Source organism: Thermococcus sp. M36, assembly GCF_012027355.1.
Taxonomy (GTDB): Archaea; Methanobacteriota_B; Thermococci; order Thermococcales; family Thermococcaceae; genus Thermococcus.
In genome coordinates, this window is the sequence record NZ_SNUH01000001.1 from 236362 (window position 1) to 259441 (window position 23080).

A 23080-nucleotide genomic window follows, 5' to 3' on the forward strand; every position below is an offset into this window, starting at 1 on the left:
CAGGCAAATTGGGAGGAGACAAAAGGCTCATCCACCCCTCCCGTAAATCTCGTTTAGTGCCTTCAAAAACTCGCTGGCAGTTACAACGTCCCTCACGTCGATGTGCTCGTTCTTCGTGTGCGATATGTCGAGGTTGCCCGGCCCGAAGACTATGGTTCTCGTCCCGTTGTACATGAAGTTTATGGCATCGGTCCAGCTTCTCATGCCACCGAACTCATCTATGTCGGTAACTTCCATCGCCTTCTTCGCCAGCTGGACTATCTCCTCGTCCGGTTCGAGCTCGTAGCCGTCCCATATCTCCGTGTACTCGTACTTCAGGGTGTACTCGTCGAATATCGGGTCGAGCAGGTCGAGTATGTCCTCAACTTCCTGGTCGGGCAAAAGCCTCGCCTCAAGCCTCCCCTTGCAGAGAGCGGGGATTAGATAGACCGGGTTCTCGCAGAGGAGCTCCTGGATTCCGATGTGAGGGTCGAAGTACTTGCCCTTCCTCTTGAAGGGTTCTAGGTTCTTCATCTCCTCGAGCATCTTGTAGGTCTCCTCGATGGCGTTGACACCGCTCTCAGGGCACGCTCCGTGGGCCTCTTTGCCATCTACCTCAAAGTAGGCCTCGATGTTGCCGGCGTGGGCGATGTGCACCTCCAAATCCGTGGGCTCAAGGACAACGGCCATCTTGGGCTTGTAGCGCTCCATGAAGAGGGCGCTTCCCCTTCCACCGTGTTCCTCGTCGCTGACGAAGACTATTCCAACGTTGAGATCCCTGTTTTCCTTTTTGAGGCTCTCAAGCATGAGGAGTATGGCAGCGGCGCCGCCTTTGATGTCGCTCGCACCGGTTCCGTATATTATGTTGCCCCTCACGAAGGGCCTCACACGGACGGGTATCGTATCGACGTGCACTTCGTAGAAGAGGTCTGCCTCAGGGTTCACAACCAGATCTATTATCTCACCGTCGCTCTCGATGTGGACGTCATAGTTGAGCCTGTGAAGGAACTCCATGATGTGGAGCATTATCCTGTCTTCCTGTCCAGAGGGGGAGGGTATCTTCAAGAGCTGAAGGAGTATCTCCTTCGCGCGTTCGGTCTTCATTTGGGTCACCTAATGAGCTTTTGCGGTTGAGTTTATAAACCTCCCCGCTTAATTCAATGGGGCGATGAAGAGATTCATCCCTCCTGACGGGGACTCGCTCCCCCCGAGATGAAGAAGCGGTCCCCCCCTCGAGCCCCTTTGGAGGTGAGATTGTGAGGATAAGCCCGATAGAGGAGTTTCCAAGAGACCTGATGCCTGTGGAGATACCGCCGCACACGGTCATGCTCCGCGGACTCGGGTGGGACTCCAATGTTTACCTAGTGAGAGATGGTGGCGAGGCGCTGATAATAGACACCGGCACGGGTGTCAACTGGCACGCCTACGCCCAAATCTGGGAAAGGGAGGGCTACCTCACGGGAATAAGAAGGGCAGTAATCTTCAACACCCACGAACACTTCGACCACGTTGGGGGAAACTCCGTCCTGAAGAACCGGCTGGAGGAGAAAGGGATAGAGGTGCTCTTCGCGGCCCACGAGACCACAGCGAAAACCCTGGAGAAAGGGGACAATTACGTTATCCTAGCTTACTCCTACGGGAGGAAGTTCGAGCCGCAGAAGGTCGATATCCGCCTTAAAGATGGAGATGAGCTCAGAATAGGCTCCCTCAGGCTGGAGCTGATCCACACGCCCGGCCACACCGCAGGAAGCTCGTGCCTCTACCTCGACGATGGAGAGACTAGAATAATGTTTACCGGAGACACCGTGTTCAGGGGAACCATCGGCAGAACCGACCTTCCCACAGGGGACGGATGGAAACTTCAGGAAAGCCTTGAGAGGCTTTTAGAGTTTGACGTCGACTTCGGACTGCCTGGACACGGCAGGTACATAGAGGACTGGAGGGGGAACATTGAGGAAATACTGGGGTGGCTCTGATGCGGAAGGGCTCGGTGAAGGAAGTTCTGGCGAAGATAAAGTACGATCCTCGCGAAAACGAGGCGGAATACTACATAGTCATCGAGCACCGCGGGGCCTACGGGGACATTAAGAAGATTCCCGTGGAGATGATCGAGCTCGGGCACGGATACTTCTTCGTCGGAGAGGCCCAGATACCCTATCATCGTATCCTAAAAGTTCTCAGGAAGGATGGAAAGGTTATCTGGGAGACGAGAAAAGACAGGAGGGGAGAGGTTGATTGATGCTCACGCCCACATTGAGATGTTCAAGAAGGACGCGCCGAAGATCGCTGAAGAGAGCAGAAAACGCCTCAGGGCGGTCGTTGATTCTATCACAGAGTACCGTAAGTTCCACGTCTGGAAGAGCTGGGAGCTCTTGAAGCCCCACTTCGGGTTCATCTTCCCGACGCTCGGCTACGCGCCCAACGAGGCCAGGAGGGGCAACTGGGAGAAGGTGGGAAAGGTGGAGGCCTTCATCCACAAGCACGCGGATGAAATAGTCGCTCTCGGGGAAATAGGCCTCGACTTCCACTACGCCAAAACAGATGCTGAGAGGAAGAACCAGAGGGAGATATTCCTCCACTTCTTAGACATGGCCGTCGACCTCGGCCTTCCGGTGGTTCTCCATGCCCGTGATGCAGAGCGGGAGGTTTTCGAAGCGGTACAGAAAGCCGGAGTTAGGGCCTACTTCCACTCCTACAGCGGGCCAAGAGACCTCGCACTGGAGATAGCGGAGAGTGGCCACATAATCGGCATAAACACGGGGATCGATTTCATACCCGCTGTTAGAGAGATAGCGGAAGTCCTGCCCCTGGAAAGCATCGTCGTCGAGACGGACACACCTTATATGAGCCCTTACAAGGGGGAGAAGAACTACCCCTGGAACGTGGAGTACGCGGTGAAGAGAGTGGCGGAGCTTAAAGGGGCAGACTTTGAGGAAGTTGAGAAGGTAACCGAGAGAAATGTGATAGATTTCTTTGGGCTGAAGCTTTAGGGGGTGATTGAATGCCGAGTGATGTCCCTGAGATTTGGGAGGTTAGGAAGTTGCTCGAAGAGCTGAACGAAAAAGCGCTCATAGCAAGGCTTGACTCATTTGTGAGGCTCAACGAGGGGTTGGAAACCAAGAAAGGTGAGGATTTCATAAAGGTCTCCATCCTGGGCTTCCTTGAGGGAATACTGGTGAGCCTGAGAAGAAAGTACCCAGAAAACAGCGAGGTCAGAGGGCTCTTGGAGATGGTGAGCGCGAGGAGGCAGGAGCTGGACGAGCTGTTCCGGAAGCCCGCGATGCAGAACCTCAGGGTTGAGTGAAAAAGGCAGGCCCAGCCGGCCCCAAATTTAAAGCACTCCAGCGGTCTTCAGGGCTTCCTTTATGTCCCCAAGCGCGTCTTCACCGAGCGGCAGGGATGGAAACCTGGGCTTCCCGACTTTCAGGCCTCTCATTCCCATCGCGGCCTTTATCGCGCTTATCTGGTTGTATTTCTTCACGACGACCTCGTTGACGAGGTTTATCTTGAGCTGGAGCTCCCTCGCCTTCCGGTGGTCTCCCTCTTTAAATGCCCTGTAGAGTTCGGCGCAGAGTTCAGGGGCGACGTTAGCAACGGCTACAACTGTCCCGTGCGCCCCAATGACCCACGAGGGGTACATAACGTCGGCAGTTCCTGCGAGGATAGTGAATTTATTGCCCATGCGCCTCACAAGCTCGGTTATCCTCCCCATGTTCGCACTTGAGTCCTTAATGCCGATTATGTTCGAGTGCTCCCCGGCAAGTCTTTCGATAGCGTCCAGTGGAACGTTAATCCCGGTGAACTTGGGGACGTTGTATATGAGGATTTTGCCGTCGAGCTTGTCGGCGAGCGTTGAGTAGTGGGCGAAGAGCTCCTCCGAAGACGGCTTGAAGTAGTAGGGAGGACCAATTAAGAGGGCATCGGCACCGATGTCGAGGAGGGCCCTCCCAAGCCTCAGCGTTTCTCTGGTCGAGTTCTCGGTGGCACCGGCTATTACCGGAACGCGGGATTTTACCTCCTCCCGGACAATCTCAACGACCTTAAGCTTCTCCTCGAAGCTCAGATAGGGGAACTCCCCATTGCTGCCGAGGGAAACGAGACCGTTGAGGCCGGCGCCGATGAAATAGTGAACCAGCTCCCTGAGAACCGGCTCGTTTACATTCTCTTTTCCATCAAAGGGTGTGACGTGGGGGACGAATACTCCGCTGAGCATAGGGCATCAAAAGGAGATAGGGTTTCTGTGGAGTTAAAGTTTGTGGGCGTCTCTGTAAAACTCCCCAAACAGCCCGACCTCCTGGACGTAGCTCCTCCTGAGCTTCAGCGCCGTTTTAGCCCTCTCCAGCTCCCGTCCGAGGTAGAATGCGTGCCTTGGGCTTATTTCAAAGTGCTCCAGAATCGTGTCGATTATCGCGTTCGGCTCGTCACCAACGATGGTTAAGAGGGCCTCCGTTCCGCGGTGAGCGTTCACCCAGATTTTCCCGTGCTCGACCCAAATCCGGAAATAGACAGGCTCAAGCTGAACCGGCCTTGCCCTTGCCTTGACGACTTCCCCAGCGGGTTCAAACCGCCAGTCCGCGGTTCTTTTTTCCTTCAAAAGGAGCAGGTCGAAGCCGAGGTCTTTGGGGATATCAAAGAGATTCATGTCGATCGCCCGCCTGAGCTCCCGGACAGAGCCCCTGGCTTTGGCACTGACCTCGGTCGTGAGAAGGAGGTTTATGGAGAGTTCCTTGGCGATTCCAGCTAAAAGGGCGTTTATTCCCACGCTGTCGGCGTCGTAGAGCTCAACGACGTTTCCAACACCCGCCAGGACAATATCATTGGGGTTTCTCTCGCGGTAGAGCTGGAAGGCGGTGATGGAGCGCGCCAGATGGGGTACGTGCTCCAAAATCAGGTCGGGGATTACCGTTCTGTATCCGAGGTCGATGGCTCTCTCCTTCAGCCTCTCAAGAAATTCAACACGCTCAGCAGGTCTGGTGGGAAAGAAGCCCTCCCGCTGGTTCGTGGGGATTAAAACGACAGGCTTCTCCGTTACGAGCTCCTCAAGGTTCCCCTCGTCAATGCTGAGGAAGAGGTCGGCGTAGTCAAGCGCCTTCTCGATTTCAGCAGTGTTGAGCGAGTCGAAGCTTATCGGGACTTCAAAGCCGGCCTCTTTCAGCCTCTCGTGGATCTCGGGGATTCCCCCGATGAAGTCGAGGTTGGTCTCCCCGGCGATCATGCCGATGTCTACGATGTCAGCACCCTCGTGGAGGTAGTAGAGGGCCTTTTCGATGACCTTTTCAATCCCAAGCTTTGGAGCGTCAACCACTTCCCCCAGAATCCGGGTAGGAAAGTCCCTGCCTGCCGGAAGGCCACCTATGAGAACATTCCATGGCTTCTTGAGGGCTTTTTCGATGTAGCGCCTGTTTTTGGCCTTATTTCTGATGTCCTCGACGCGCTTTAGGGCATCGACCGAGAAGAGATCATCGGCGGGGACTTCCTTGCTGGGCTTGAACCCTTCACGAAGGGCTTTAAGCGTCTGGGGGAGATCCATCGCGTTTCTCGGCCCTTTGAAGGCAGGGATTCCCAGCTCGTCCTCGATGAGCTGGGCGGAGCCGCGGACGAGGCCCGGAATGAGAATCAGGTCGTAGTCATCGCTCTTTATGCCCGCCTTTTTTAAGTAGTCCGCTATCATCTCGGGCGTCAGGAAGGCGGCAACGCTCACCGGTGTAACGAAGACATTACAGCCCTTCCCGTACTTCCTGACGAGGGGCTCTGCAAGCCTTCCAGTGACGAGGAGTATTCGCTTGGGTTTCCGCATGGGTGTAAATTGGTGGAATCCCTTAAATGCCCTCCGCCGGTAGGTGGCTCATCACATCTCAGCCAGGAGTAGCTCTTCATCGGGCAGGGGCACTAAACCTCGAGGTTTTTAAATGGGACGAAAGGTTTTTGTTCCACTGGGAGAAATCAACTAAAGGTGGTAATATGGAGGACGCAGTTGGAATCGTGTTCGGTGAATCAACCACCGACCACTTCACTTTCATAGTAAATCCGAGGAATGAACTTCCCCGCTTCGGGGAGTTCCTCATCGCTAGGAACAGGGACGGCGACGAGGTTCTTGCCCTTCTGAAGTCGATTAGAAACATAAACTGGCTCATGGACGCCGGCAGGGGGAGCTACGACTACGTTGAGAAGACCGTGAACGTTTTCTCGAAGGGAGTTCTGGACAAGAGCGAGGCGATCCTGGCGACCGCGAAAGTCCTCGGCGTGCTGAGGAAGCACGACGGCGAGTTTCTGACGAAGCCCGCCCCGAACCGCGTCCCGATAAAACCGGGAGAGAAGGTCTACCTGGCGAGGGATGAAGACTTGGCGAGAATCTTCTCCGATGGACACATACGGCTCGGAAGGCTTATAGCGAGGAGCGATATAGAGGTCAAGCTCGACGCCAACAGACTAGTTTCAAGGCATTTCGCAGTTTTAGCTGTCACTGGTGCCGGAAAGTCCAACACGATAGCTGTTCTCACGAAGGAGCTGGTGAGCAACGTCAACGCGACGGTTGTCCTCCTCGACCCCCACGGCGAATATCAGAGGCTGGGCTGGCCCGGCGCACGCGTGAACCCGATAAAGGCCACAATTGACCCCGGAAGGATAAGGCTCAGTGAGTTCGCCACACTGCTCGGTATAGCGGAGAACGCCAGTTTACAGAGGCGCTTTCTGGGGCTGGTTTACAGGACGGTTAGGGAGGAGATGAGAAGGAAGGGCCAGGTCGTCGGCGGAATGCAGTTCATCCACGAGATGGAGGACAAGATAGAGGAGTGGATACGCGTTTACGAGAACACCGATGACAAGATCATCCACTACTACGACGAGAAGGGTATAGAGACGCCCAGGAAGATACAGGCGAGGGACCTGGAGGCCCTGATAAGGCTGAAGGACTACCTGAGCGAGCTGAGGGCCAACTTCGGAGAGTTCATAAGCCCTGTCAATGTGCTGAGCGAGATAAGGCCTGGAATGGTGAACGTGATAGATCTGAGCGGAATGGAAGAGGATCAGATGATTACCCTCGCAAGCTTCGTCCTGCGCGGAATTCTCAAGAACCGCATAGACTACGTGAAAGGCGTTAGAACCGGCGATAAGGCCCTCGTGAGGGAGGTTTCCGAAAGGTATCCGGCCCTCACAAGGCCCGTTCTCGTCATAGTCGAGGAGGCCCACATATTCGCGCCGAGGGGCGAGAAGAACCCGGCGACGCTCTGGCTCGGCAAGATAGCGCGCGAGGGCAGAAAGTTCGGAGTCGGCCTCGGCATAGTCTCCCAGAGGCCCAAGAAGCTGGACGACGATATACTCAGCCAGACCAACACCAAGATAATCCTCAAGCTCGTCGAGCCGAACGACCAGCGCTACGTCCAGCAGGCGAGCGAGCAGATAAGCGAGGATCTGCTGAGCGACATTGCCTCCCTCGGCGTTGGTGAGGCTGTCATAGTGGGCTACGCGATAACGATCCCGGCGATGGTGAAGATATACAGCTTCGAGAAGGACATGAAGGGCCACTACGGCGGCGGCGACATCGACATAGTTGCGGAGTGGCTCGGCGGAAGGGACGAGGAGGAAGAGGTAACCGAGGAGGAGGCCATCAACGCCCTCCCGCTGTGAGGTGTCGCTATGAGGTTCGCGCACATCTCCGACGTCCACTTGGGAAGGGAGCAGTTCAACCAGCCCTTCCGCTACGACGACTACGTCAGAGTTTTCCGCGAAGCCATCGAGAAGGCCGTGAAGGAGAGGGTGGATTTCATACTCATCGCGGGCGACCTCTTCCACGTGAGCAGGCCCTCACCAAAGACGATACGCGATGCCGTTGAGATACTCGAAATCCCGAAGAGGAAGGACATTCCGGTCTTCGCAATAGAGGGCAACCACGACAAGACGATAAGGGAAACTTCCGTCTTCGACCTCCTGGAACACTTGGGCCTCATCCACACCGTCGGGCTCAAGAGGGAGCCGAGGGAGAACGAGTTTCAGAGGAGCAAAAAGCTCTCGGAAAACCGCTACCTCGTCTGGGGGCAGGTCGGGGACGTTGAAATTCACGGACTGAGGCACCACACGCGCTGGCAGCTCATAAGGAACGATGGGGCCGTAAACGTCCTCAAGGCGCTCTTCAAGGGAAAGAAGGGCATCCTGATGCTCCACCAGGCGGTGGACTACCTCGCGAAGGACACGCCCTACCAGGACGCCTTCGACCTGAAGCTCAACGAGCTGCCGGACGGATTCTCTTACTATGCCCTTGGTCACATCCACGTGCGCAGAATAGCAGAGACGGCCCAGACGGGGCTGAGCGGGCCGATCGTTTATCCAGGCTCGCTGGAGAGAACCGAGATAAGAGAGGCGAGCCACATAATCCGATACTCCACCAGGGACAAGAAGCCCAAGGTGATGGAAAGCCGCGAGGGACCGAAGGGGTTCTACATAGTCGAGGACTTTCAGCCGGAGTTCGTAGAAGTCGATGCGAGGCCCTTCTACTCAATACGCGTTGAGGGAGAGGGCAAGGCAGAACTCAGGGAAAAGGTTGAGGAGACTGCTTCCCTCGTCCCGAGGGACGCGATAGCGGTTATAACGCTCGAAGGAACCGTCAAGGGAGGAATAAGCTTGGCCGAGTTCAACGACCTCCTCAAGGACTCCGGAATAAGGTACTACACCTTCCGGAGCAGGGTCGTTGGTGAGGCTGTTATCTCGAAGGAGAGGCTGAGCGAGGAGGAGCTGTTCACAGAGTGGGAAAGGGAGCTTCTCCTGCACCTCAGGGTTTCTCCCAAGGAGTTCTCCGAGGGACTCTCAGATTTCGTCTCCTGGCTGGTTGAGAGGTACGAGAAGGGAATCCCGGCCAAAGCCCCAGTCACGAAAAAGGGGGCTGAACCGGAGGGACAGGCCAAGGAAGGAACCGCAAAAGCTGAAACTGGAGAAAAACCGGCGAAAGCCAGGAAACCAGCAAAAACAAAGGAACCCACAAAAACCGGGAAGGAAACTGGGAAAGCTCCCAAAAAGCCCAAGCCCATTTCTAAACCCAAAAACCCATCGAGCCTCGACGCGTGGCTCAGGAGGGGTAAGCCGTGAGGATAAGGAGGATAAAGATCAGGAACTTCAGGGCCCACGAGAGGAGCGAGGTGGAGTTCAGCGACGGCATAAACCTGCTGATAGGTCAAAACGGGGCGGGCAAAAGCTCGATCCTGGAGGCGATATTCGCGGCCCTCTACCTCGGGCACCCGAGCTTCCCGAGGGGATACCTCAGTGCCAACACCCGCGTCGGCTCAACGGGCGGTATGGCGCTTATCCTCGAGTTCGAACACGACGGAAAAATATACAAGATAGTCAGGGACTCCAAGAAGAATGAGCTCCTTGAGGATGGCGGTCTGATAGCCGAGAAAAGCTCCGACATAGCGCGCTGGGTCGAGAAGAACATATACCCAATACAGGTCTTCACCAACGCGCTCTACATAAGGCAGGGCGAGATAGAGGGCATAATCACCAACCGCGAGATAATGGAGAAAGTTCTGAGGAAGGTTCTGGGCATAGAGGACTATGAGAACGCCGAGAGGAACGCGGCCGATGTGATAAGGGAGCTGAAGAGGAAGAGGGAGTACCTAAGGAAGCTCATCGAGAGAAAGACCGAGGTCGAGGAGGACCTCCGCGATGCCGAGAAGCGCTTCTCCGAGACGCTGAGGAGGATAAGCAAGCTCAGGGGGAGGGAGAGGGAGCTCCAGAGGGAGTTCGAGGAGGCCGAGAAAGAGTACTCCCGCCTGAAGGGACTGAAGGAGGAGCTTGATAAGCTGGAGAAGAGGAAGGCCGTTCTTGAGCAGAAGATAAAGGCTGAAAAGGACCGGATAGCGGACTACGAGACCCAGATTTCGGAGGCAAAGAAGGAGATAGAAGAGCTTGAGGAGAAGCTTAAGCGGTTGGAGGAACTCGAACCGCTCGAGAGGGAGTACCTCAGGCTGAAGTCCCTCCTTGCACTCAAGGACGAGCTCTCAAAGCTCGACCTCTCCGCGGCAAGGCTGGCGGAGAAAAAGCGCTCCCTTGAGGAGAAGACGGGCAAGATAGACGAGGTTTCGGCTAATATCAGAGAGCTTGAAAAGGAGGAAAAAACCCTCAGGGAGACTTACGAGGAGCTGAAAATGAAGAACGGCCTCTATCAGCGTGCCCTCCAGCTTAAGGCCGAGGCAGAGAGGTACAGGGGCGAACTTGAGAGGGCGGGCATAACGCCGGAGGAACTGGGAGAAGAAATTAAGGCAGTTGAGAGCGCGAAGGAGGAGCTTGAGAACCTCCGCGAGGAGACGGCGAAGATAAGGGAAGAGATGGCGAGCCTCAACGGACAGAGGGAGAGCCTCCTTGAAAACCTCTCGAAGCTCAAAGGGGCCAAGGTATGTCCGCTCTGCAAGAGGCCCATCGAGGAGCATGACGAGGAGGAGATAAAGGCAGAGTACGACGCAGAGATAGCTTCCATAGAGAAGAAGCTGAAGAGGTTCTCAAAGGAGCTTGAGAAGTTCAGGAAGAGGGAGGCCGAGCTCAGGGAGCTGGTGAAGAGGGAGCCGAAGCTCATAAGGCTGAAGAAGACCGCTGACCTGCTGAAGGAAGTTGAGGAGAAGCTGGGCAAGTACGACCTGGAGGAACTTGAGAGGGCCGCAGAGGAGTTCGAAAACGCAAAGGCCAGGCTCATCGAGATAAAGAAGGAACTAAGGCACCTCATGGAGGAGCTCGAAGAGCTTGAAAAGGCCAAAACGGAGCTGGAGAAGACAGAGAAGAGACTTGCGGAGATAGAAGAAAAGAAGAGGGGCATAGAAAAGAAGCTGAAAGAGGAAGGCTTTGACTCCTTCGAAGCCGTTGAGGAGAGGCTTACCGAGCTTGAGCCGGCTTACCGGGAGTACCTCTCGCTCAGGAGTGTTCCGGCGCAGCTTGAGAGGACTAGGAAGAAGCTTGCCCTCCTGGAGAAGAGGCGCAGTGAGGCGGTTAAGGGTCTTGAGAACCTCGAAACGGAGCTCAGAAAACTGGATATAGAGTTAAAGAAGCTCTCCAAGGACTTCTCGGAGGAGGCCTATTCAGAGGCCGAAAAGAGGTATATGGAGACAGCCAGGGAGCTTGAGAAGGCCAGGGCAGAGCTGAAGGGGGCAGAAGAGCTGAGAAACGAGGTTGTGAAGCTCCTGGAGGGGCTGAAGGCCAAGAGGAAGGAGATCGAGGAGGCCCAAAAAGAACTCGAGACCGTTGAGAAGGCCATAGCCGACATGACCGCATTCAGGGAGAAAGTGGCAAGACTCAAGGCAGAGGAGGAGCTGAGGGGCCTTGAGGAGGTGCAGAAACTCGCAGGGGAGATGTTCTCGGAGATGACCGAGGGCAAGTACCAGGGGATAAAGCTCAAACGCGAGAAGAAGTATAGTAAGGAGAGGATAGAGCTGAAGGTGCTCTACGCGGGCAACGAAGTTGGTCTGGAGTTCCTCAGCGGCGGCGAGAGGATAGCGCTTGGTTTAGCGTTCCGTCTGGCCCTTTCGCTCTACAAGGTCAGGAACCTTGAGCTGCTCATCCTAGACGAACCGACGCCGTTCCTCGACGAGGAAAGGAGGAAGAAACTCGTGGAGATAATATCGAGCCAGCTGAGAAAGATACCGCAGGTGATAATAGTTTCCCACGACGAAGAGCTGAAGGACGCCGCTGATTATGTCATCCGCGTCCTGAACGTCGGGGGGAAGAGCCGCGTGGAGGTTGAGAGCCTTGGAGCGTATTAGCGACGTTCACCTCAGGGAGATCAGGGACTTTCTCCTCAGGAGCCTCAGGGACGTCGAGAGGCTGAGAAGTGCTGTGGCGAAACACTTCACCTGGAAGTCCCTGCCCGCTCCGAGGGGTGGGAACGTTTACGCGATCGACGGCAGCAGGATGATGAAGCGCCTCAGCGGGGCGATAATCTACGCCGTTTCGGCCTCTGCGATAGGTGAGAGGCTCTACTACTGGAACGACATCGGCATGGTCTTCCCCTACAAGAACGTCGAGGAGAGGGTCAGGATTCACATGGACATCCTGGAGAAGAGAATGGGCGCGATGATGCTCGAACTCGGCGCCGATCTGGTGCTCATGGACGGCACGATAAGCAGCGCCATAATCACCCCTCCCACTTACGCATCTTCGACGACGAGGGAACTCTACAGCCGGCACGGAAAGCAGCTCCTCGAAGCGGCCCTGGAGTTCCTCGACTTCCTCGACGAACAGTGGGCCGAGTGGCGGAAGGAGCTGGAGAAAACCGGCGTGCTCAACGGTTTTTCCCTCCCCTCAAGGGGCTGGAACGGGGAGGAGATATTCTCAATGCTCATGAAAAGGGGCGCGAGGAGTATAAGGGAGAGCTTCTGGTGGATCAACGACAAGGAGGATCTTATAGTCCTCTTCGAGTACCTGGAGTATCTCCACGCGCTGGACAGGCTCCTTGGGGGCAGGATAGCGGCGGTAGCTAAGACATTCTACAAGTCTGACGTCGTTAAGACGGTTAGGGAGAGGGAGAAAGAGAGGCTCAAGGGGGCGCCGATGATAGTCGATACCCCCGTTGTGGCTTCGCTTTCGGACGAGAGCGGCTACCTGGAGTTCAGGTACCTCGAAAAGCCCAAGGAGGCCTTTCCCAAGCTGGTCGTCGATTTGATGCACCACGGAAAACTCCAGAACCTCAAGGAAATCCTCATCATGGAGGACGGAAAGATACTCGGAGCCAGGATAAGGCCGGCATACGTCCGCTTCGCCGAAAGGGGGCTGATATACCTTCTTGAGGTGCCGGAAAGGCAGGACTTCGAGGGAACCCTTGCGAATATCCTCTCCGTCGCCGAGGACGAGTACGTGATTCCTCTCGAGTACGCCCACCATTCCGTTGTCATCAAAAAGCAGGAGTTCGACGCCTATGTGAACGCGGTGCTGAGCGCACTGGTGGGAGAAGACGAGAGGTTCCTCAGCTTTCTGCGCTACGGGAGGGAACCGCTGGAGTGAGGGAGATGATACGGGTCGGAACCTGCGGCTTCTGCGAGGGGCACGCGAAGTACTACCGCGACTTCGACGCGATAGAGGTGCAGCAAACCTTTTACCGAGTTCTGCAGGAAAAAACACTCGAACGCTGGCGGAAAGAAGCGCCCCAGGGCTTTACCTTTGCCCTCAAAGCCTTTCAGGGCGTAACCCACCCACCGAACAGCCCCACGTGGCGGAGGAGCAACGTTAAACCTCCAAGGGAAGCAGGCCTTCTGAGACCCAGCGGCGACGTTTTGCACTTCTGGCGACTTACGTTGAGGGAAGCGGAAATCTTGGGGGCCAGGTTCATCCTCATCCAGCTCCCGACGAGCTTCAAGGAGAGCGAAGAGAGCTTTGTCAACGCGGAGAAGTTCTTTGCGATGATAGACAGGAGAGACTTCGAGATAGCCGTCGAGCTTAGGGGATGGAGCGAAAAGGGAATTAAGCGCTTCGTCAGGGAGTTCGACGTTATAGACGTGACCGACCCCCTCGTGAGGATCCCGCTCCACAGCGGAGAGACCAACTACTATCGCCTGCACGGGCGCTACGAGAACGGGAAGATTGTTTACAGGCACGCCTACAGCGACGGGGAGCTCGAAAAGGTGAAGGAGAGGGTTCTCGGCTGGAACCGCTCGGAGAGCTTCGTCTTCTTTAACAACTCGAACATGTGTCGGGATGCCAAGCGCTTTAAGGAACTCCTTTAGGCTCAGGCACGGGTCCAGTTCATCACGGGTCAGACGAGGGTGTCGTCATCATCGCCGGCGGATTTCACTCAAACCCCGGCTCCCTAACTTTCACGACCTCCCGATTGACAAGTGTCGGCGGAACCTCGCCGTTCTTGAAGGCTATGAGGTTTTTGGCCACAAGCTCCGCCATTCCCTCCCTCGCGCCGTGGGTGGCACTGCCGAGGTGGGGGGGCCAAAACAACGTTGTCAAGGCTGGAGAGCCCCTCGTGGTAGTACGGCTCCTCCTCAAAGACGTCTAAGCCAGCTCCGGCGATCCAGCCCTCCTTGAGGGCCTTGACTAGCGCGTTGGTGTCAACCACCTTGCCCCTCGCGATGTTGACGAGTATCGCTGTTGGCTTCATCAGCCTAAGCCGCCCCTCGTTGATGAGGTGGTAAGTTTCCTTCGTCAGCGGGACGGCTAAAACAACGAAGTCGCTCTCCCTAAGGAGCTCGTCGAGAGGCTTGAATTCAGCGCCGAGTTCTTTCTCGGCCTCGGGCTTCCTCGTGCGCGAGTTGTAGAGTATCCTCATCCCGAAGCCCTTAGCGCGTCTCGCTATTGCCTGGCCTATCCTGCCGAAGCCGACTATTCCTATGGTCTTGCCATAGACGTCGTAGCCGAGGAACCAGCGCGGGTGCCAGGCTATTCCTTTCCGCTTCCACTCGCCGGAGCGGGTAAATTTGTCCGCCTCGATGAGCCTTCTTGCGGTGGCAAGCAGAAGGGTCCAGGCGAAGTCGGCGGTCGCGTTGGTAAGAACGTCCGGGGTGTTGGTGACGTAGATCCCGCGCTTGGTTGCCTCCTCGACGTCAATGTTGTCGTAGCCGACGGCGTAGTTGGTCACAATCCTGAGTCTCGGTGCAGAGTCGAACAATTCCCTATCAACCTTCTCGCTGAGCATTGGAACAAGGGCATCAACATCGCGGACTTTCTCAAGGAGAACGTCCCTCGGGATCTCGTGCTCGTCCTCCCAGACCTCAACCTCGAAGTGCTCCCCCAGCATCTTGATTCCGTTCTCCGGGATGGCACGGGTGATGAAGACCTTTGGCCTCACTTCGACCACCGGAAAAAGGTAAAGGGAAAGCCCTTAAGATTTTGCCCTCAGTCGAAGTCCCATATCGTCCGTCCCTTGTAGAACATCATTACGTAGCCGCAGTTTCTGCAGATGACGATTTTCACCTTGTGGGCGGTGAAGCCCCACTTGCTGTCGAGCTTGCCCTCCTCGACCTGGAAGTCCGTCCCTCCACAGAGGGGACACGTGAGCTGGCGCTTTTCCATCGTTACCACCAAAGCCAGTAGAAACCGAAACAATAAAAAGTTTTTGTGCCCCAAGGTAACTTTCTTAAGAGCCCGCTCCAAGCTGGGGACATGAAGCTGACGGGGAGGATCGGCAGCATCAGCGACGATGGCCTCGGGGTTCTAAAGGTAGAGAATAGAGAGTTCTACGTCCCCTTCACCTATCCAGGGGACGTTGTTAGTGTTAAAAAGGCGAAGCGCCGCTTCGGGAGGAAAATAGCCACCGATTTTGTGCTCATTAAAGAATCCTCGATAAGGCAGGCTCCCCGCTGTTCCCACTTCGGAACCTGCGGCGGTTGCCTCTGGCAGGGGCTGAAGTACAGGGAGCAGCTGAGGCTCAAAGCGGAGGTTTTCGAACGGATTACAGGGATAGAAGCAGAGATTAAGGGCTCACCCAAAATCTGGGGCTTCAGGAACGTGAGCAACTTCATAGTTGCCACCTCCGGAACCGGACTGAAGGAGTACGGGAACCCGCTCGGAGTTGTTAACCTTGTGGAGTGCCCGGTTTTCTCGAAGAGAACTGCCCGGTACCTCCGCGCCCTTCGGGATTTCATGGAGGAGACCCAGGTCAGGCCCTGGAACCTCCGGAAGAAAACCGGGGGAGTCCACTACCTCCAGGTAAAGGAGAGTAAGTTCACTGGAGAGGTCATGGTGAACCTAATCGCCCACGTTGACCCTCCAGATGAGATTCTGGAGGCCTTTAGGGACTACTTCTCCTTTTCTGATTCCCTCTACTGGAGCCTCAAGACCGATGAACGAGACGACCCGCGCGGAGAGCCGAGACTGGTGGCGGGAAGGCACTACATCCGCGAACGAGTTGAGGACGTGACTTACCTCATCCACCCCAACAGCTTCTTCCAGACCAACAGCTACGCCCTGCCGTTGCTTATGAAGGCCGTTGAGGACTTTGCAGATGGCGAGAGAGTCCTTGACCTGTACTCCGGCGTCGGGACCTTCGGCGTCTGGCTGGCGAAGAGGGGCTTTGAGGTTGCTGGGGTTGAGGTGAATCCCTTTGCGGTCGAGATGGCGCGGAAAAACGCAGAGCTGAACGGCGTCAGCGCCACCTTCCACGTTGGCAGGGCGGAGGAGACTCCAATCGGCGACTACGACACCGTAATAGTTGACCCGCCGAGAAAGGGGTTGAGAGAAGTGGGGGAGCTTCTTGCCAAGAGCAGCGTCGAGAGGGTCGTTTACATCTCCTGCAATCCCAAGGCGTTCAGGCTCGACTATGAGAGGCATTTAAAGAAGAGCTACCGGATTGAAAACGCCATCCTCATTGATATGTTCCCGCACACGCCGCACGTTGAAGCTGTTTTAATGCTGGAAAAGAAGTAAAAGGCTAAACAGCCTTCCAGAACGGATCCTTCTGGGCCTTCACCCTTGCCGTCATCTTGAGGGCCTTTATATCTGTCTCATCCAGCTCGTTCTTGAGCTGCTTGGCAAGTGTTATCACGTCGTTCTTGCTGAGGTCAACGTATAGGGTCTCACCAGGATGGATGTGCCTGCCGACTATCGCACCCTCGATGGCTATTGCCACAGCGTCGCCCTTCTTTGCCTCCTGGACGAAGTCATTCTTGTTCTTGATGGACTTGATGACTCCGACCTTCTGGCCGTTCTGCTTGATAAGAATCACGCCGGGCCGTATCCTGCCCTCAACTACCTCGATGCCGACTATCGCCGGGTGGCTCCTTCTAAACACATAGCGCTCGTCCGGGTAGAGCCTGATGACGCCCGGGAAGGTAACACTCTTGAGCAGCTCGCGCTTCTTCTTCTCCTCCTCGGCCTTTACCCATGCCTCGTAGTCCTCGATGAGCTTGTAGATGATGTTGCCGACGAATATCGGAACCCCTTTTGCCTTGGCGACCTCCTGGGCGTCCTCGTTCACCTTGACGTTGAAGCCGAGGACGACGCCGTACTTTGGATCCTCGTCCTTGACGCTCAGAGCCTCCATGACGTCGGTCTTGCTGATGTTCCCTACATCAGCCTTCCTTATCGGGATGTTCTTCTCTCCGAGCTCCTTGCTGAGGGCCTCAAGGCTTCCCAGGGTATCGGCCTTGACTATGACACCCACCTTGCCGGTGCTTATAACGACGCTCTGTATCTGGCTGAGTATCTCCTCCCTGGCCCTTTCTACCTCCTCCTCAGAGCGCGCCGCGATTACAGGGGAACCTGCCAGGGCCTCCTCAAGGCCGGGCGCAGCTATCTTAATACCCGCCGCGGCTGCCACCTCGTCAACCTGGTCGAAGCGGAAACGTGGATCCCTTATCTCGTCAAGGGGCTTGGGCTTGAGCAGGGCGCGGATTTTGGTGACTATCGCCTTGTCCTTTCCACCGACGACTATGGTGTCGTCCTTTCTGAGGGTTCCGTCATAGATGATGACGTCTATCGTGGTTCCAAGGCCGAGCTCCTCGCGAACTTCGAGAATTGTGCCACGCGCCGGACCTTCGACCTCAATCTTGAGCTTCTCCTCAAGATACTTCTGGCTGAGGCCTGCAATGAGGACAAGCAGTTCGGGGACGCCTATCCCATACTTGGCCGAAATCGGAACTATTGCAAGCTCCCTTGTGAAGTTCTGGACGCGATCAAAGCGGTTCGCCTGGAAGCCCATCTCGTAGAACTTACCTATCAGCTCCCAGAGCTTGGTCTCAAGCTCCTGTTGGGCCCTCTGATCCTGTTTCTTGACGTTCACGAGGAAGGGTTCGTCCTCCTCGACCTTCCAGCCCTTTATCCTGTCTATCTTGTTAGCGGCCACTATGAACGGTGTCCTGTTCCTCCTGAGTATCTCGATGCTCTCTATCGTCTGCGGCTGGAAGCCCTCGTTTATATCAACTATGAGGACCGCAAGGTCGGCAAGGCTCCCTCCCCTCGCGCGCAGGCTCGTGAAGGCCTCGTGGCCAGGGGTATCGATGAAGAGCAGTCCAGGGAGCTTTATCTCGCCTTTCCAGAGCTTAATGAGCGGGCCGGCGAGCTGCTTGACGGTCTCAATGGGCACTTCAGTCGCACCGATGTGCTGGGTTATTCCGCCGGCTTCCTTGCCGGCGACGTTTGTGCGCCTGATCCTGTCAAGCAGGGTTGTATTGTGAACGAGTATGCCGTTGGCCACGAAATTGTGGGTTTCAGTGGTGAGGTCATAGACGTAGCCGTTGTATTCTTCCTCCTCAACGGTCTCAACCGGAATGAAAACAAGGTTCTCGGCGATGTTGCGGACATAGGCTATATCCCTTGAGTCGAACTCCCTGTTGCGCCATACCTCGAGCAGTTCCCTTCCAAGTTCGGTTAGCTTTCCATCTTTGATCAGGCCGTCCCTCTCAAGGGCCTTCAGGTAGTTGTGGTCTCTCGAACGCCCCTCAAGGACTGCGAGCTTGCGCTGGAGCGTTGGGGAGCCCCTCTCGATGGCATCAAGGATCCTCATCAGCGTTTCATAGCTTGGCGCTTCCTCACCTTCGTATTTGCCGTAGAACGGAACGTAGGAGTTAAGTTCTGTCCTCGTGAATCCAAAGAGCAGTCTGAGCCTCTTGAGTTCCTCGAAGATCGGGTAGGACTCACTTTTCCTGCTCTTTTCTATGATCCGCTCGAGCCTTTCCCCTTTCTCCTTCACCGTGAAGCCGATGTGCCTCTCGAATGCAAGGAGGTTTCTCTTTCCGGAGATGACGAGCGTGGTGTATTCCGAGCGGTAGATCTTGGAAACTATTCCGTAGCGGAGAAGAACCAGTGAGAGATCCTCGATGAACTCCCTCGACGCGCTCGTCACCTCGATTCTGGCGTCTTTAAGGTTCACGTAACCATCGGCGTCAAAGTATCCCCTGAGGAACTCGGCCACATACTCCCTGGGGGCCATGAAGAGGACGTTGGGGACTCTCATCCTGTGCGCCTTCTTCTCATCCGGGAACTCGAAGAGATGCCTTAAGAGGCGCAGGAGGGCGTTCTTACCTTTTCTCACCTCAATTTCCCAAGAGGTCTTCCTCTTAACGCGCCTCAGCTCAACCCCGAGACTTTCAATCCCCTTCAGCCTCTCGAAGATCTCAACGTCGTTGTTTGCTATCTTCTCCTGACTACCGTCCCCGAACATCACTCCGGCAAAGTAGAAGAGAGTCTTCCACTCCTCATCGGTTTTGGGAAGCTTTACGTAATGGAGAGGCTTGCCGGAGCGGTGGATTCTCGGCGTGAAGGCTATCCTCTCAACGTGCTCCCAGCCGATATTCTCAATGTCTTCCGTGCGGAAGACGTTTCTTTTCACCTTGTAAGCCTTTTCCCCTCTAAACATCATCTCTGCTTTCTTTAGGCCGTTCTCATCGAGCTTTGCAATGAGCTCCTCCGTTGAGATCTTCGAAATGACGTATGAGCTGAATACCCCTTTATCCTCGTTTCCGTGGATGAACCTTGGAACGGCAACGTAGTCCCCAGGTTTGAGTTGATCGGCCCTCACCCATCCCCGTGTCGTCAGGAAGGGATGTTCCGGGGTTACTCCAACGCCGTGCCAGTTTTTGAGCTTAACCCTCACGATTTTACCCCTGTGCTTTACCCTCCAAACGTAGGGACTTTTCAGAGGGGAAAGTTTCCCATCCTCCGTGGCCCCGATTACGATTTCTCCAAAGAGCCTTACCTCTTTTTCCTGGTCCTTTTCCACAATATCCTTTCCATGTTCAAAGACTTCCTTAAGGGTGACCATTCCAACGCTTGGGAGCACTACCTTCTCCCCTGGAAGAAGGCACTTACCATGGTCAACATGACCGAGAACAGCTATGATCGGCTGCCTAATCCTCTTCGTCATCGTCCTCACCTCTGAGCTTAACTCCGGTGGGGGCTTTTAAAGGGTTCGGCGGCGCAAAAATTAAAAACGGCCGTGGTAATTTTGTGCGGTGGTGCGATGATAGGGTTTGCGATCGGGACAGGATTTGGGGTACTCCTCGCGTTCGTCTACGGCAGGTTCAAGGGGCGAGCGGGCGAGCTTGTGATGGCGGCGATGGCAATTCCGCTCTTCACCTACCTGACAGACTGGGTGCTCTACGGGAACTGGGAGGTTCCCAATGGACGCATCCTGGTGGTTTCAACACCCCTTGGTGAGTTCACCCCAAACGGACTCATAGGCCTCGAAACTTTCATGGCGACGCTCGTGGCGGTTCTTTACCTCTGGTTCCGCTCGAAGGAAAGCCTGGCAATAGACGAGATGACGGGGGCTTCACTTTTCATTTGGTATCTTTTAAGCATGGATATTGGATTATCCGCGAGCGGGAGCTTTATGTTCTTCGTTCTCGGCTCGGCCCTGCTCGCGGTTCTCCTAGTGCTCTCAGACAGAAAACCCCTGCGCGCCCTTAAGGCGGTTCCCTGCAGAGGAGAGCTCAAAGAATTGGTAAGTAAGAACGGTCTGGACTGCCTCACCGACGGGGAGAGCTACGCGATATACAAACTCGGGAACACCCTCGTGGTGGGCGGAAAGGTCATCGAGGAGTTCCCTCGCTGGAGGGAGCTGGTGGAATGTGTGCTGAGGGCCCCATCCGCAGGCACGAAGGATAAAGTTCTAGGCTACGGATTCATTTTCCTGCCTGCCATCGTGGGCGCCTCCCTGGGCCCCGGCGCGCTGACAGCGGCGGCGCTTTTCTCCCTGGCCTTTGTCTCAATGGTCATCTGGGGAAGCTACACCGTCAGAAGATCAAAGCAGAACACAGGGGAAAAGTGCAGGGGGGTCATGGAAGAATACGCGAAACTTTTCAAAAGGAAGGCTAAAGAAAAAGACAAGCGGGCTCTCGTGATCGACTAGCGCTCAAGGCAGTTCATGCTGTCTAAGTACTCCTTCTTCCCCTTTGCGTGGGTGTGGTAGAACCAGTCAGCAGCCTTGCAGTACTCAAAGATCTCCTCGGGCTTGAAGTAGAGGTTTATCTCCCTCTCAGCGCTCTCCGGGCTGTCGGAGGCGTGGATGACGTTATAGATGGCATCGCCGACGTCGAGGCCGTAGTCACCGCGTATGCTCCCCGGCTCGGCGTCCTTGGGGTCGGTGGCACCGGCCATCTTCCTGACGACGCTTATGGCGTAGCGTCCCTCGACGACCATTACAACGCTCGGTGCCTTGGTGACGTAATCGACCAGCGGCTCGAAGAAAGGCTTACCCTTGTGCTCCTCGTAGTGCTTCTCGGCCAGCTCGCGAGTGATCCATATCATCTTCATCCCGACGATTTTAAGCCCGCGCTTCTCAAAACGGCTGATTATTTCACCCACGAGACCCCTTACAACGGCATCGGGCTTGAGTATGACGAGTGTTCTTTCTATCTTCCTCTCGGCCATTGGCAACACCGAAGTTAGTTAGCCGGGTGGTTAATAGGTTTTTTGGAAAGGCATCAACATACAAGAAACGTCGAAGTCAGAAACAGGAAGGGAAAGAAAGAAATCACTTCCTCCTCTTGGCCCTCTGAAGCCTTGCCTCCTGGAAGGCCTTGGTCCACTTGAGCTTCCTCGGGTTCCTGCCCATGAAGTAGTACTTCTCACACTTGCTGGAGCAGAAGAACAGGACTCTGCCGTCGTTCCTGACGTACATCTTGCCCGTTCCCGGCTCGAACTCCTTTCCGCAGTAGGAGCAGACGTTCCACCTGGCCATCTCGGTTACCTCCTGGCCCTGATCTCCCTAGCCTCGCGCTCGGTCTCCCTGAGGATGACTATATCCCCGACGCGGACCGGGCCCTTGATGTTCCTCCTGATGACCCTGCCCTTGTCGCGCCCCTCAAGGACGCGAACCTTGACCTGAGTAACGCCACCGGTGACGCCGGTCCTGCCGACGATCTCAATAACCTCAGCCGGGTATCCTTCGTCGCTCATTCCTCACACCCCTTAACCTAAAAATCTCCTCGCAGAGATGAACTTAAACCTTTCCGTGAGTGAAGGAAGGAAAAGGAGCTCACTTCATGAGCTCCCTGACCTTCATAGCGATGTCCTCAACAAGCTCCCTGCCCTTGCCGGGCTCAAGGATAGCGACGCTGGCAGCTGGAACCTCAATACCAGCAGCAGCGCCGAGCTCCTTCTTGCTCGGAACGTAGATGTACGGTATCTCCTTCTCCTCGCACAGCGGCGGGAGGTGGGCAACTATCTCCTCGGGGTCAACGTCCTCAGCTATGACAACGAGCTTGGCCTGGCCCCTCTCAACGGCCTTGGTCGTCTCGTTGGTACCCTTCCTAATCCTTCCGGTGTCGCGAGCGAGCTCGACTGCTTCGAGAGCCTTCTCAGCGAGCTCCTGCGGAACCTCAAACTTGACGTAGCTTGGCTTCGCCATCCTTCATCCCTCCGAAACCTCATCGTTCATCGAGTTTTGCGTGCTCAATTCCGGAGGAGGCTTTAAAAGGATTTCGATAACCAACGGAAAAAGGCAGAGTGGAGCGGCCGCCATCAGCAGCGGCCAAGCTCTTCATTCCCCAAAGGGTCAGGAAGGAAAAAGAAAGGCTCATCACGACCGAGTCTTTCACGTGGATTCCTTGCCGTAGCCCCGGTATATCTCCAGGCTCCGTCTTGCCCTCGCGCGGGGAATGCTGTGCCCCATGAGGGCTACTATTCTATCGGCTTTGGCCTTGCCGTAGTGGAGCATCTTGGTTTCCGTCTTTATCTTCTCGACCTTGAAGGTGTATCCGCCGACCTCCAGAACCTCGCCGACGACGAACTCCTCATCCCTCGGAACCTTGACCTTGAAGGCCTGGGTAACGCCCTTGGGAAGGTATATGGAGACCTTGATAACCTTCGGATAGGTGAGGCTCTCACCCCAGAGGGCCTTTATCTCGCCGATCTTTGCCTTCTCGACACGCTTTTCACCCTCAAGCTCTATTCCCGTTATCCTGACCTCGTCCCCCTCGGTCTCGACGATGTCGCCCACCTTGATTTCCTCGCCCTCCGGCAGTTCCGCGAAGGTCTTGAAGCTCCTCTCGTGCTTGCTGACGATGAGGGGAACCTTGACCATCTTTGGCAGGGTGATTATCCAGACGTTGCCGCATTCATTACAGCGGAGCGTCAGCTCCCTTCCTCTCTCCTTGATGACCTCGGCGTCATCGCTACCGCACTCAGGACAGATGAACCACTCCTCCATGTCTCTCACCAGATGGAAGAATAGGAAAGGCGTTTA

21 protein-coding genes and 1 pseudogene are annotated in these 23080 nt (G+C 55.6%); 11 read left to right on the top strand and 11 right to left on the bottom strand.

Going from position 1 to position 23080, the window contains the following annotated elements; translation table 11 throughout:
- Window positions 1-27: 27 nt before the first annotated feature.
- Window positions 28-1083 (bottom strand): M20/M25/M40 family metallo-hydrolase, encoded by a 1056-nt coding sequence (locus tag E3E36_RS01345; protein WP_167893638.1) that lies wholly within the window; start codon window positions 1081-1083, stop codon window positions 28-30.
- 152 nt (window positions 1084-1235) lie between these two features.
- Here E3E36_RS01345 and E3E36_RS01350 point away from each other — a divergent pair, with 152 nt between their 5' ends.
- Genes E3E36_RS01350 through E3E36_RS01365 form a run of 4 tightly spaced genes read left to right on the top strand, consistent with a single transcriptional unit; the run spans window position 1236 to window position 3283 of the window.
- Window positions 1236-1955 (top strand): MBL fold metallo-hydrolase, encoded by a 720-nt coding sequence (locus E3E36_RS01350; RefSeq protein ID WP_167893639.1) that lies wholly within the window; start codon window positions 1236-1238, stop codon window positions 1953-1955.
- Entirely contained in the window at window positions 1955-2218 is a 264-nt protein-coding gene (locus E3E36_RS01355) for a DUF504 domain-containing protein (protein WP_167893640.1), read from the top strand. Before E3E36_RS01350 ends, E3E36_RS01355 begins: the two co-directional genes overlap by 1 nt.
- On the top strand, window positions 2211-2969 hold the full coding sequence (locus E3E36_RS01360) for a YchF/TatD family DNA exonuclease (protein ID WP_167893641.1): 759 nt from the start codon (window positions 2211-2213) through the stop codon (window positions 2967-2969). Before E3E36_RS01355 ends, E3E36_RS01360 begins: the two co-directional genes overlap by 8 nt.
- Window positions 2970-2980: 11 nt before the next feature.
- The gene (locus E3E36_RS01365; RefSeq protein WP_167893642.1) at window positions 2981-3283 is read left to right on the top strand and encodes a DUF3216 domain-containing protein; all 303 of its coding nucleotides are present in this window, start codon (window positions 2981-2983) and stop codon (window positions 3281-3283) included.
- Window positions 3284-3310: 27 nt separating this feature from the next.
- Here E3E36_RS01365 and dapA read toward each other — a convergent pair whose 3' ends face one another.
- The gene (gene dapA / locus E3E36_RS01370; RefSeq protein WP_167893643.1) at window positions 3311-4192 is read right to left on the bottom strand and encodes a 4-hydroxy-tetrahydrodipicolinate synthase; all 882 of its coding nucleotides are present in this window, start codon (window positions 4190-4192) and stop codon (window positions 3311-3313) included.
- A gap of 33 nt (window positions 4193-4225) precedes the next feature.
- The gene (locus E3E36_RS01375) at window positions 4226-5776 is read right to left on the bottom strand and encodes a dihydropteroate synthase-like protein (protein WP_167893644.1); all 1551 of its coding nucleotides are present in this window, start codon (window positions 5774-5776) and stop codon (window positions 4226-4228) included.
- Window positions 5777-5940: 164 nt separating this feature from the next.
- On the opposite strand from E3E36_RS01375, the gene E3E36_RS01380 reads away from it, so the two are divergent.
- From E3E36_RS01380 to E3E36_RS01400, 5 genes are read left to right on the top strand one after another with little or no spacing between them, the layout of a single operon-like run.
- Window positions 5941-7605 carry an ATP-binding protein gene (locus tag E3E36_RS01380; RefSeq protein ID WP_167893645.1) on the top strand — a complete coding sequence of 555 codons (1665 nt, stop codon included), beginning with the start codon at window positions 5941-5943 and terminating at the stop codon, window positions 7603-7605.
- A gap of 9 nt (window positions 7606-7614) precedes the next feature.
- Complete coding sequence (locus E3E36_RS01385; RefSeq protein WP_167893646.1) at window positions 7615-9057, top strand: exonuclease SbcCD subunit D; 1443 nt, start codon at window positions 7615-7617, stop codon at window positions 9055-9057.
- A complete protein-coding gene (rad50, locus tag E3E36_RS01390; protein ID WP_167893647.1) occupies window positions 9054-11717 on the top strand; it encodes a DNA double-strand break repair ATPase Rad50 in 2664 nt (887 codons plus the stop codon). Before E3E36_RS01385 ends, rad50 begins: the two co-directional genes overlap by 4 nt.
- The gene (locus E3E36_RS01395; RefSeq protein ID WP_167893648.1) at window positions 11704-12954 is read left to right on the top strand and encodes a DNA double-strand break repair nuclease NurA; all 1251 of its coding nucleotides are present in this window, start codon (window positions 11704-11706) and stop codon (window positions 12952-12954) included. The genes rad50 and E3E36_RS01395 overlap by 14 nt, the downstream gene beginning before the upstream one ends.
- A 5-nt stretch (window positions 12955-12959) precedes the next feature.
- On the top strand, window positions 12960-13673 hold the full coding sequence (locus E3E36_RS01400) for a DUF72 domain-containing protein (RefSeq protein WP_167893649.1): 714 nt from the start codon (window positions 12960-12962) through the stop codon (window positions 13671-13673).
- Window positions 13674-13737: 64 nt separating this feature from the next.
- Here E3E36_RS01400 and gyaR read toward each other — a convergent pair.
- Window positions 13738-14743: pseudogene (gene gyaR, locus E3E36_RS01405) on the bottom strand (glyoxylate reductase).
- A gap of 47 nt (window positions 14744-14790) precedes the next feature.
- Window positions 14791-14967: a zinc ribbon domain-containing protein gene (locus E3E36_RS01410; RefSeq protein WP_240911795.1), complete on the bottom strand. Its 177-nt coding sequence runs from the start codon at window positions 14965-14967 to the stop codon at window positions 14791-14793.
- Window positions 14968-15057: 90 nt separating this feature from the next.
- Here E3E36_RS01410 and rlmD point away from each other — a divergent pair, with 90 nt between their 5' ends.
- Window positions 15058-16320, top strand: coding sequence for a 23S rRNA (uracil(1939)-C(5))-methyltransferase RlmD (gene rlmD / locus E3E36_RS01415; protein WP_167893650.1), 1263 nt, complete (start codon window positions 15058-15060; stop codon window positions 16318-16320).
- A gap of 4 nt (window positions 16321-16324) precedes the next feature.
- Here the strand turns inward: rlmD and infB are convergent, their stop codons facing one another.
- A complete protein-coding gene (gene infB / locus E3E36_RS01420; RefSeq protein ID WP_167893651.1) occupies window positions 16325-19756 on the bottom strand; it encodes an intein-containing translation initiation factor aIF-2 in 3432 nt (1143 codons plus the stop codon).
- Between the two features lie 96 nt (window positions 19757-19852).
- Here infB and E3E36_RS01425 point away from each other — a divergent pair, with 96 nt between their 5' ends.
- Window positions 19853-20743, top strand: a complete 891-nt coding sequence (locus E3E36_RS01425) for a hypothetical protein (protein WP_167893652.1) — start codon at window positions 19853-19855, stop codon at window positions 20741-20743.
- On the opposite strand, the gene ndk is transcribed toward E3E36_RS01425, so the two are convergent.
- The 5 genes from ndk to E3E36_RS01450 all read right to left on the bottom strand — a co-directional run bounded on the left by ndk (window position 20740) and on the right by E3E36_RS01450 (window position 23044).
- Window positions 20740-21264, bottom strand: a complete 525-nt coding sequence (gene ndk / locus E3E36_RS01430) for a nucleoside-diphosphate kinase (protein ID WP_167893653.1) — start codon at window positions 21262-21264, stop codon at window positions 20740-20742. The genes E3E36_RS01425 and ndk overlap by 4 nt on opposite strands.
- Before the next feature lie 103 nt (window positions 21265-21367).
- Window positions 21368-21574: a 50S ribosomal protein L24e gene (locus E3E36_RS01435; protein WP_055429496.1), complete on the bottom strand. Its 207-nt coding sequence runs from the start codon at window positions 21572-21574 to the stop codon at window positions 21368-21370.
- A gap of 5 nt (window positions 21575-21579) precedes the next feature.
- A complete protein-coding gene (locus E3E36_RS01440) occupies window positions 21580-21792 on the bottom strand; it encodes a 30S ribosomal protein S28e (RefSeq protein ID WP_012571913.1) in 213 nt (70 codons plus the stop codon).
- A 79-nt stretch (window positions 21793-21871) separates the two neighbouring features.
- Window positions 21872-22243 carry a 50S ribosomal protein L7Ae gene (gene rpl7ae, locus E3E36_RS01445; RefSeq protein WP_167893654.1) on the bottom strand — a complete coding sequence of 124 codons (372 nt, stop codon included), beginning with the start codon at window positions 22241-22243 and terminating at the stop codon, window positions 21872-21874.
- Window positions 22244-22429: 186 nt separating this feature from the next.
- Window positions 22430-23044 (bottom strand): HVO_0476 family zinc finger protein, encoded by a 615-nt coding sequence (locus E3E36_RS01450; protein ID WP_167894685.1) that lies wholly within the window; start codon window positions 23042-23044, stop codon window positions 22430-22432.
- Window positions 23045-23080: the final 36 nt, after the last annotated feature.

Excerpts from the sequence above, each read along its gene's own strand:
- infB (WP_167893651.1), bottom strand. The coding sequence starts at position 19,756 with ATGACGAAGAGGATTAGGCAGCCGATCATAGCTGTTCTCGGTCATGTT.
- dapA (WP_167893643.1), bottom strand. The coding sequence starts at position 4,192 with ATGCTCAGCGGAGTATTCGTCCCCCACGTCACACCCTTTGATGGAAAA.
- E3E36_RS01375 (WP_167893644.1), bottom strand. The coding sequence starts at position 5,776 with ATGCGGAAACCCAAGCGAATACTCCTCGTCACTGGAAGGCTTGCAGAG.
- ndk (WP_167893653.1), bottom strand. The coding sequence starts at position 21,264 with ATGGCCGAGAGGAAGATAGAAAGAACACTCGTCATACTCAAGCCCGAT.
- E3E36_RS01425 (WP_167893652.1), top strand. The coding sequence starts at position 19,853 with ATGATAGGGTTTGCGATCGGGACAGGATTTGGGGTACTCCTCGCGTTC.
- E3E36_RS01450 (WP_167894685.1), bottom strand. The coding sequence starts at position 23,044 with ATGGAGGAGTGGTTCATCTGTCCTGAGTGCGGTAGCGATGACGCCGAG.
- rpl7ae (WP_167893654.1), bottom strand. The coding sequence starts at position 22,243 with ATGGCGAAGCCAAGCTACGTCAAGTTTGAGGTTCCGCAGGAGCTCGCT.
- E3E36_RS01400 (WP_167893649.1), top strand. The coding sequence starts at position 12,960 with ATGATACGGGTCGGAACCTGCGGCTTCTGCGAGGGGCACGCGAAGTAC.
- rlmD (WP_167893650.1), top strand. The coding sequence starts at position 15,058 with ATGAAGCTGACGGGGAGGATCGGCAGCATCAGCGACGATGGCCTCGGG.
- E3E36_RS01385 (WP_167893646.1), top strand. The coding sequence starts at position 7,615 with ATGAGGTTCGCGCACATCTCCGACGTCCACTTGGGAAGGGAGCAGTTC.
- E3E36_RS01380 (WP_167893645.1), top strand. The coding sequence starts at position 5,941 with ATGGAGGACGCAGTTGGAATCGTGTTCGGTGAATCAACCACCGACCAC.
- E3E36_RS01355 (WP_167893640.1), top strand. The coding sequence starts at position 1,955 with ATGCGGAAGGGCTCGGTGAAGGAAGTTCTGGCGAAGATAAAGTACGAT.
- E3E36_RS01435 (WP_055429496.1), bottom strand. The coding sequence starts at position 21,574 with ATGGCCAGGTGGAACGTCTGCTCCTACTGCGGAAAGGAGTTCGAGCCG.
- E3E36_RS01345 (WP_167893638.1), bottom strand. The coding sequence starts at position 1,083 with ATGAAGACCGAACGCGCGAAGGAGATACTCCTTCAGCTCTTGAAGATA.
- E3E36_RS01440 (WP_012571913.1), bottom strand. The coding sequence starts at position 21,792 with ATGAGCGACGAAGGATACCCGGCTGAGGTTATTGAGATCGTCGGCAGG.
- E3E36_RS01365 (WP_167893642.1), top strand. The coding sequence starts at position 2,981 with ATGCCGAGTGATGTCCCTGAGATTTGGGAGGTTAGGAAGTTGCTCGAA.
- E3E36_RS01410 (WP_240911795.1), bottom strand. The coding sequence starts at position 14,967 with ATGGAAAAGCGCCAGCTCACGTGTCCCCTCTGTGGAGGGACGGACTTC.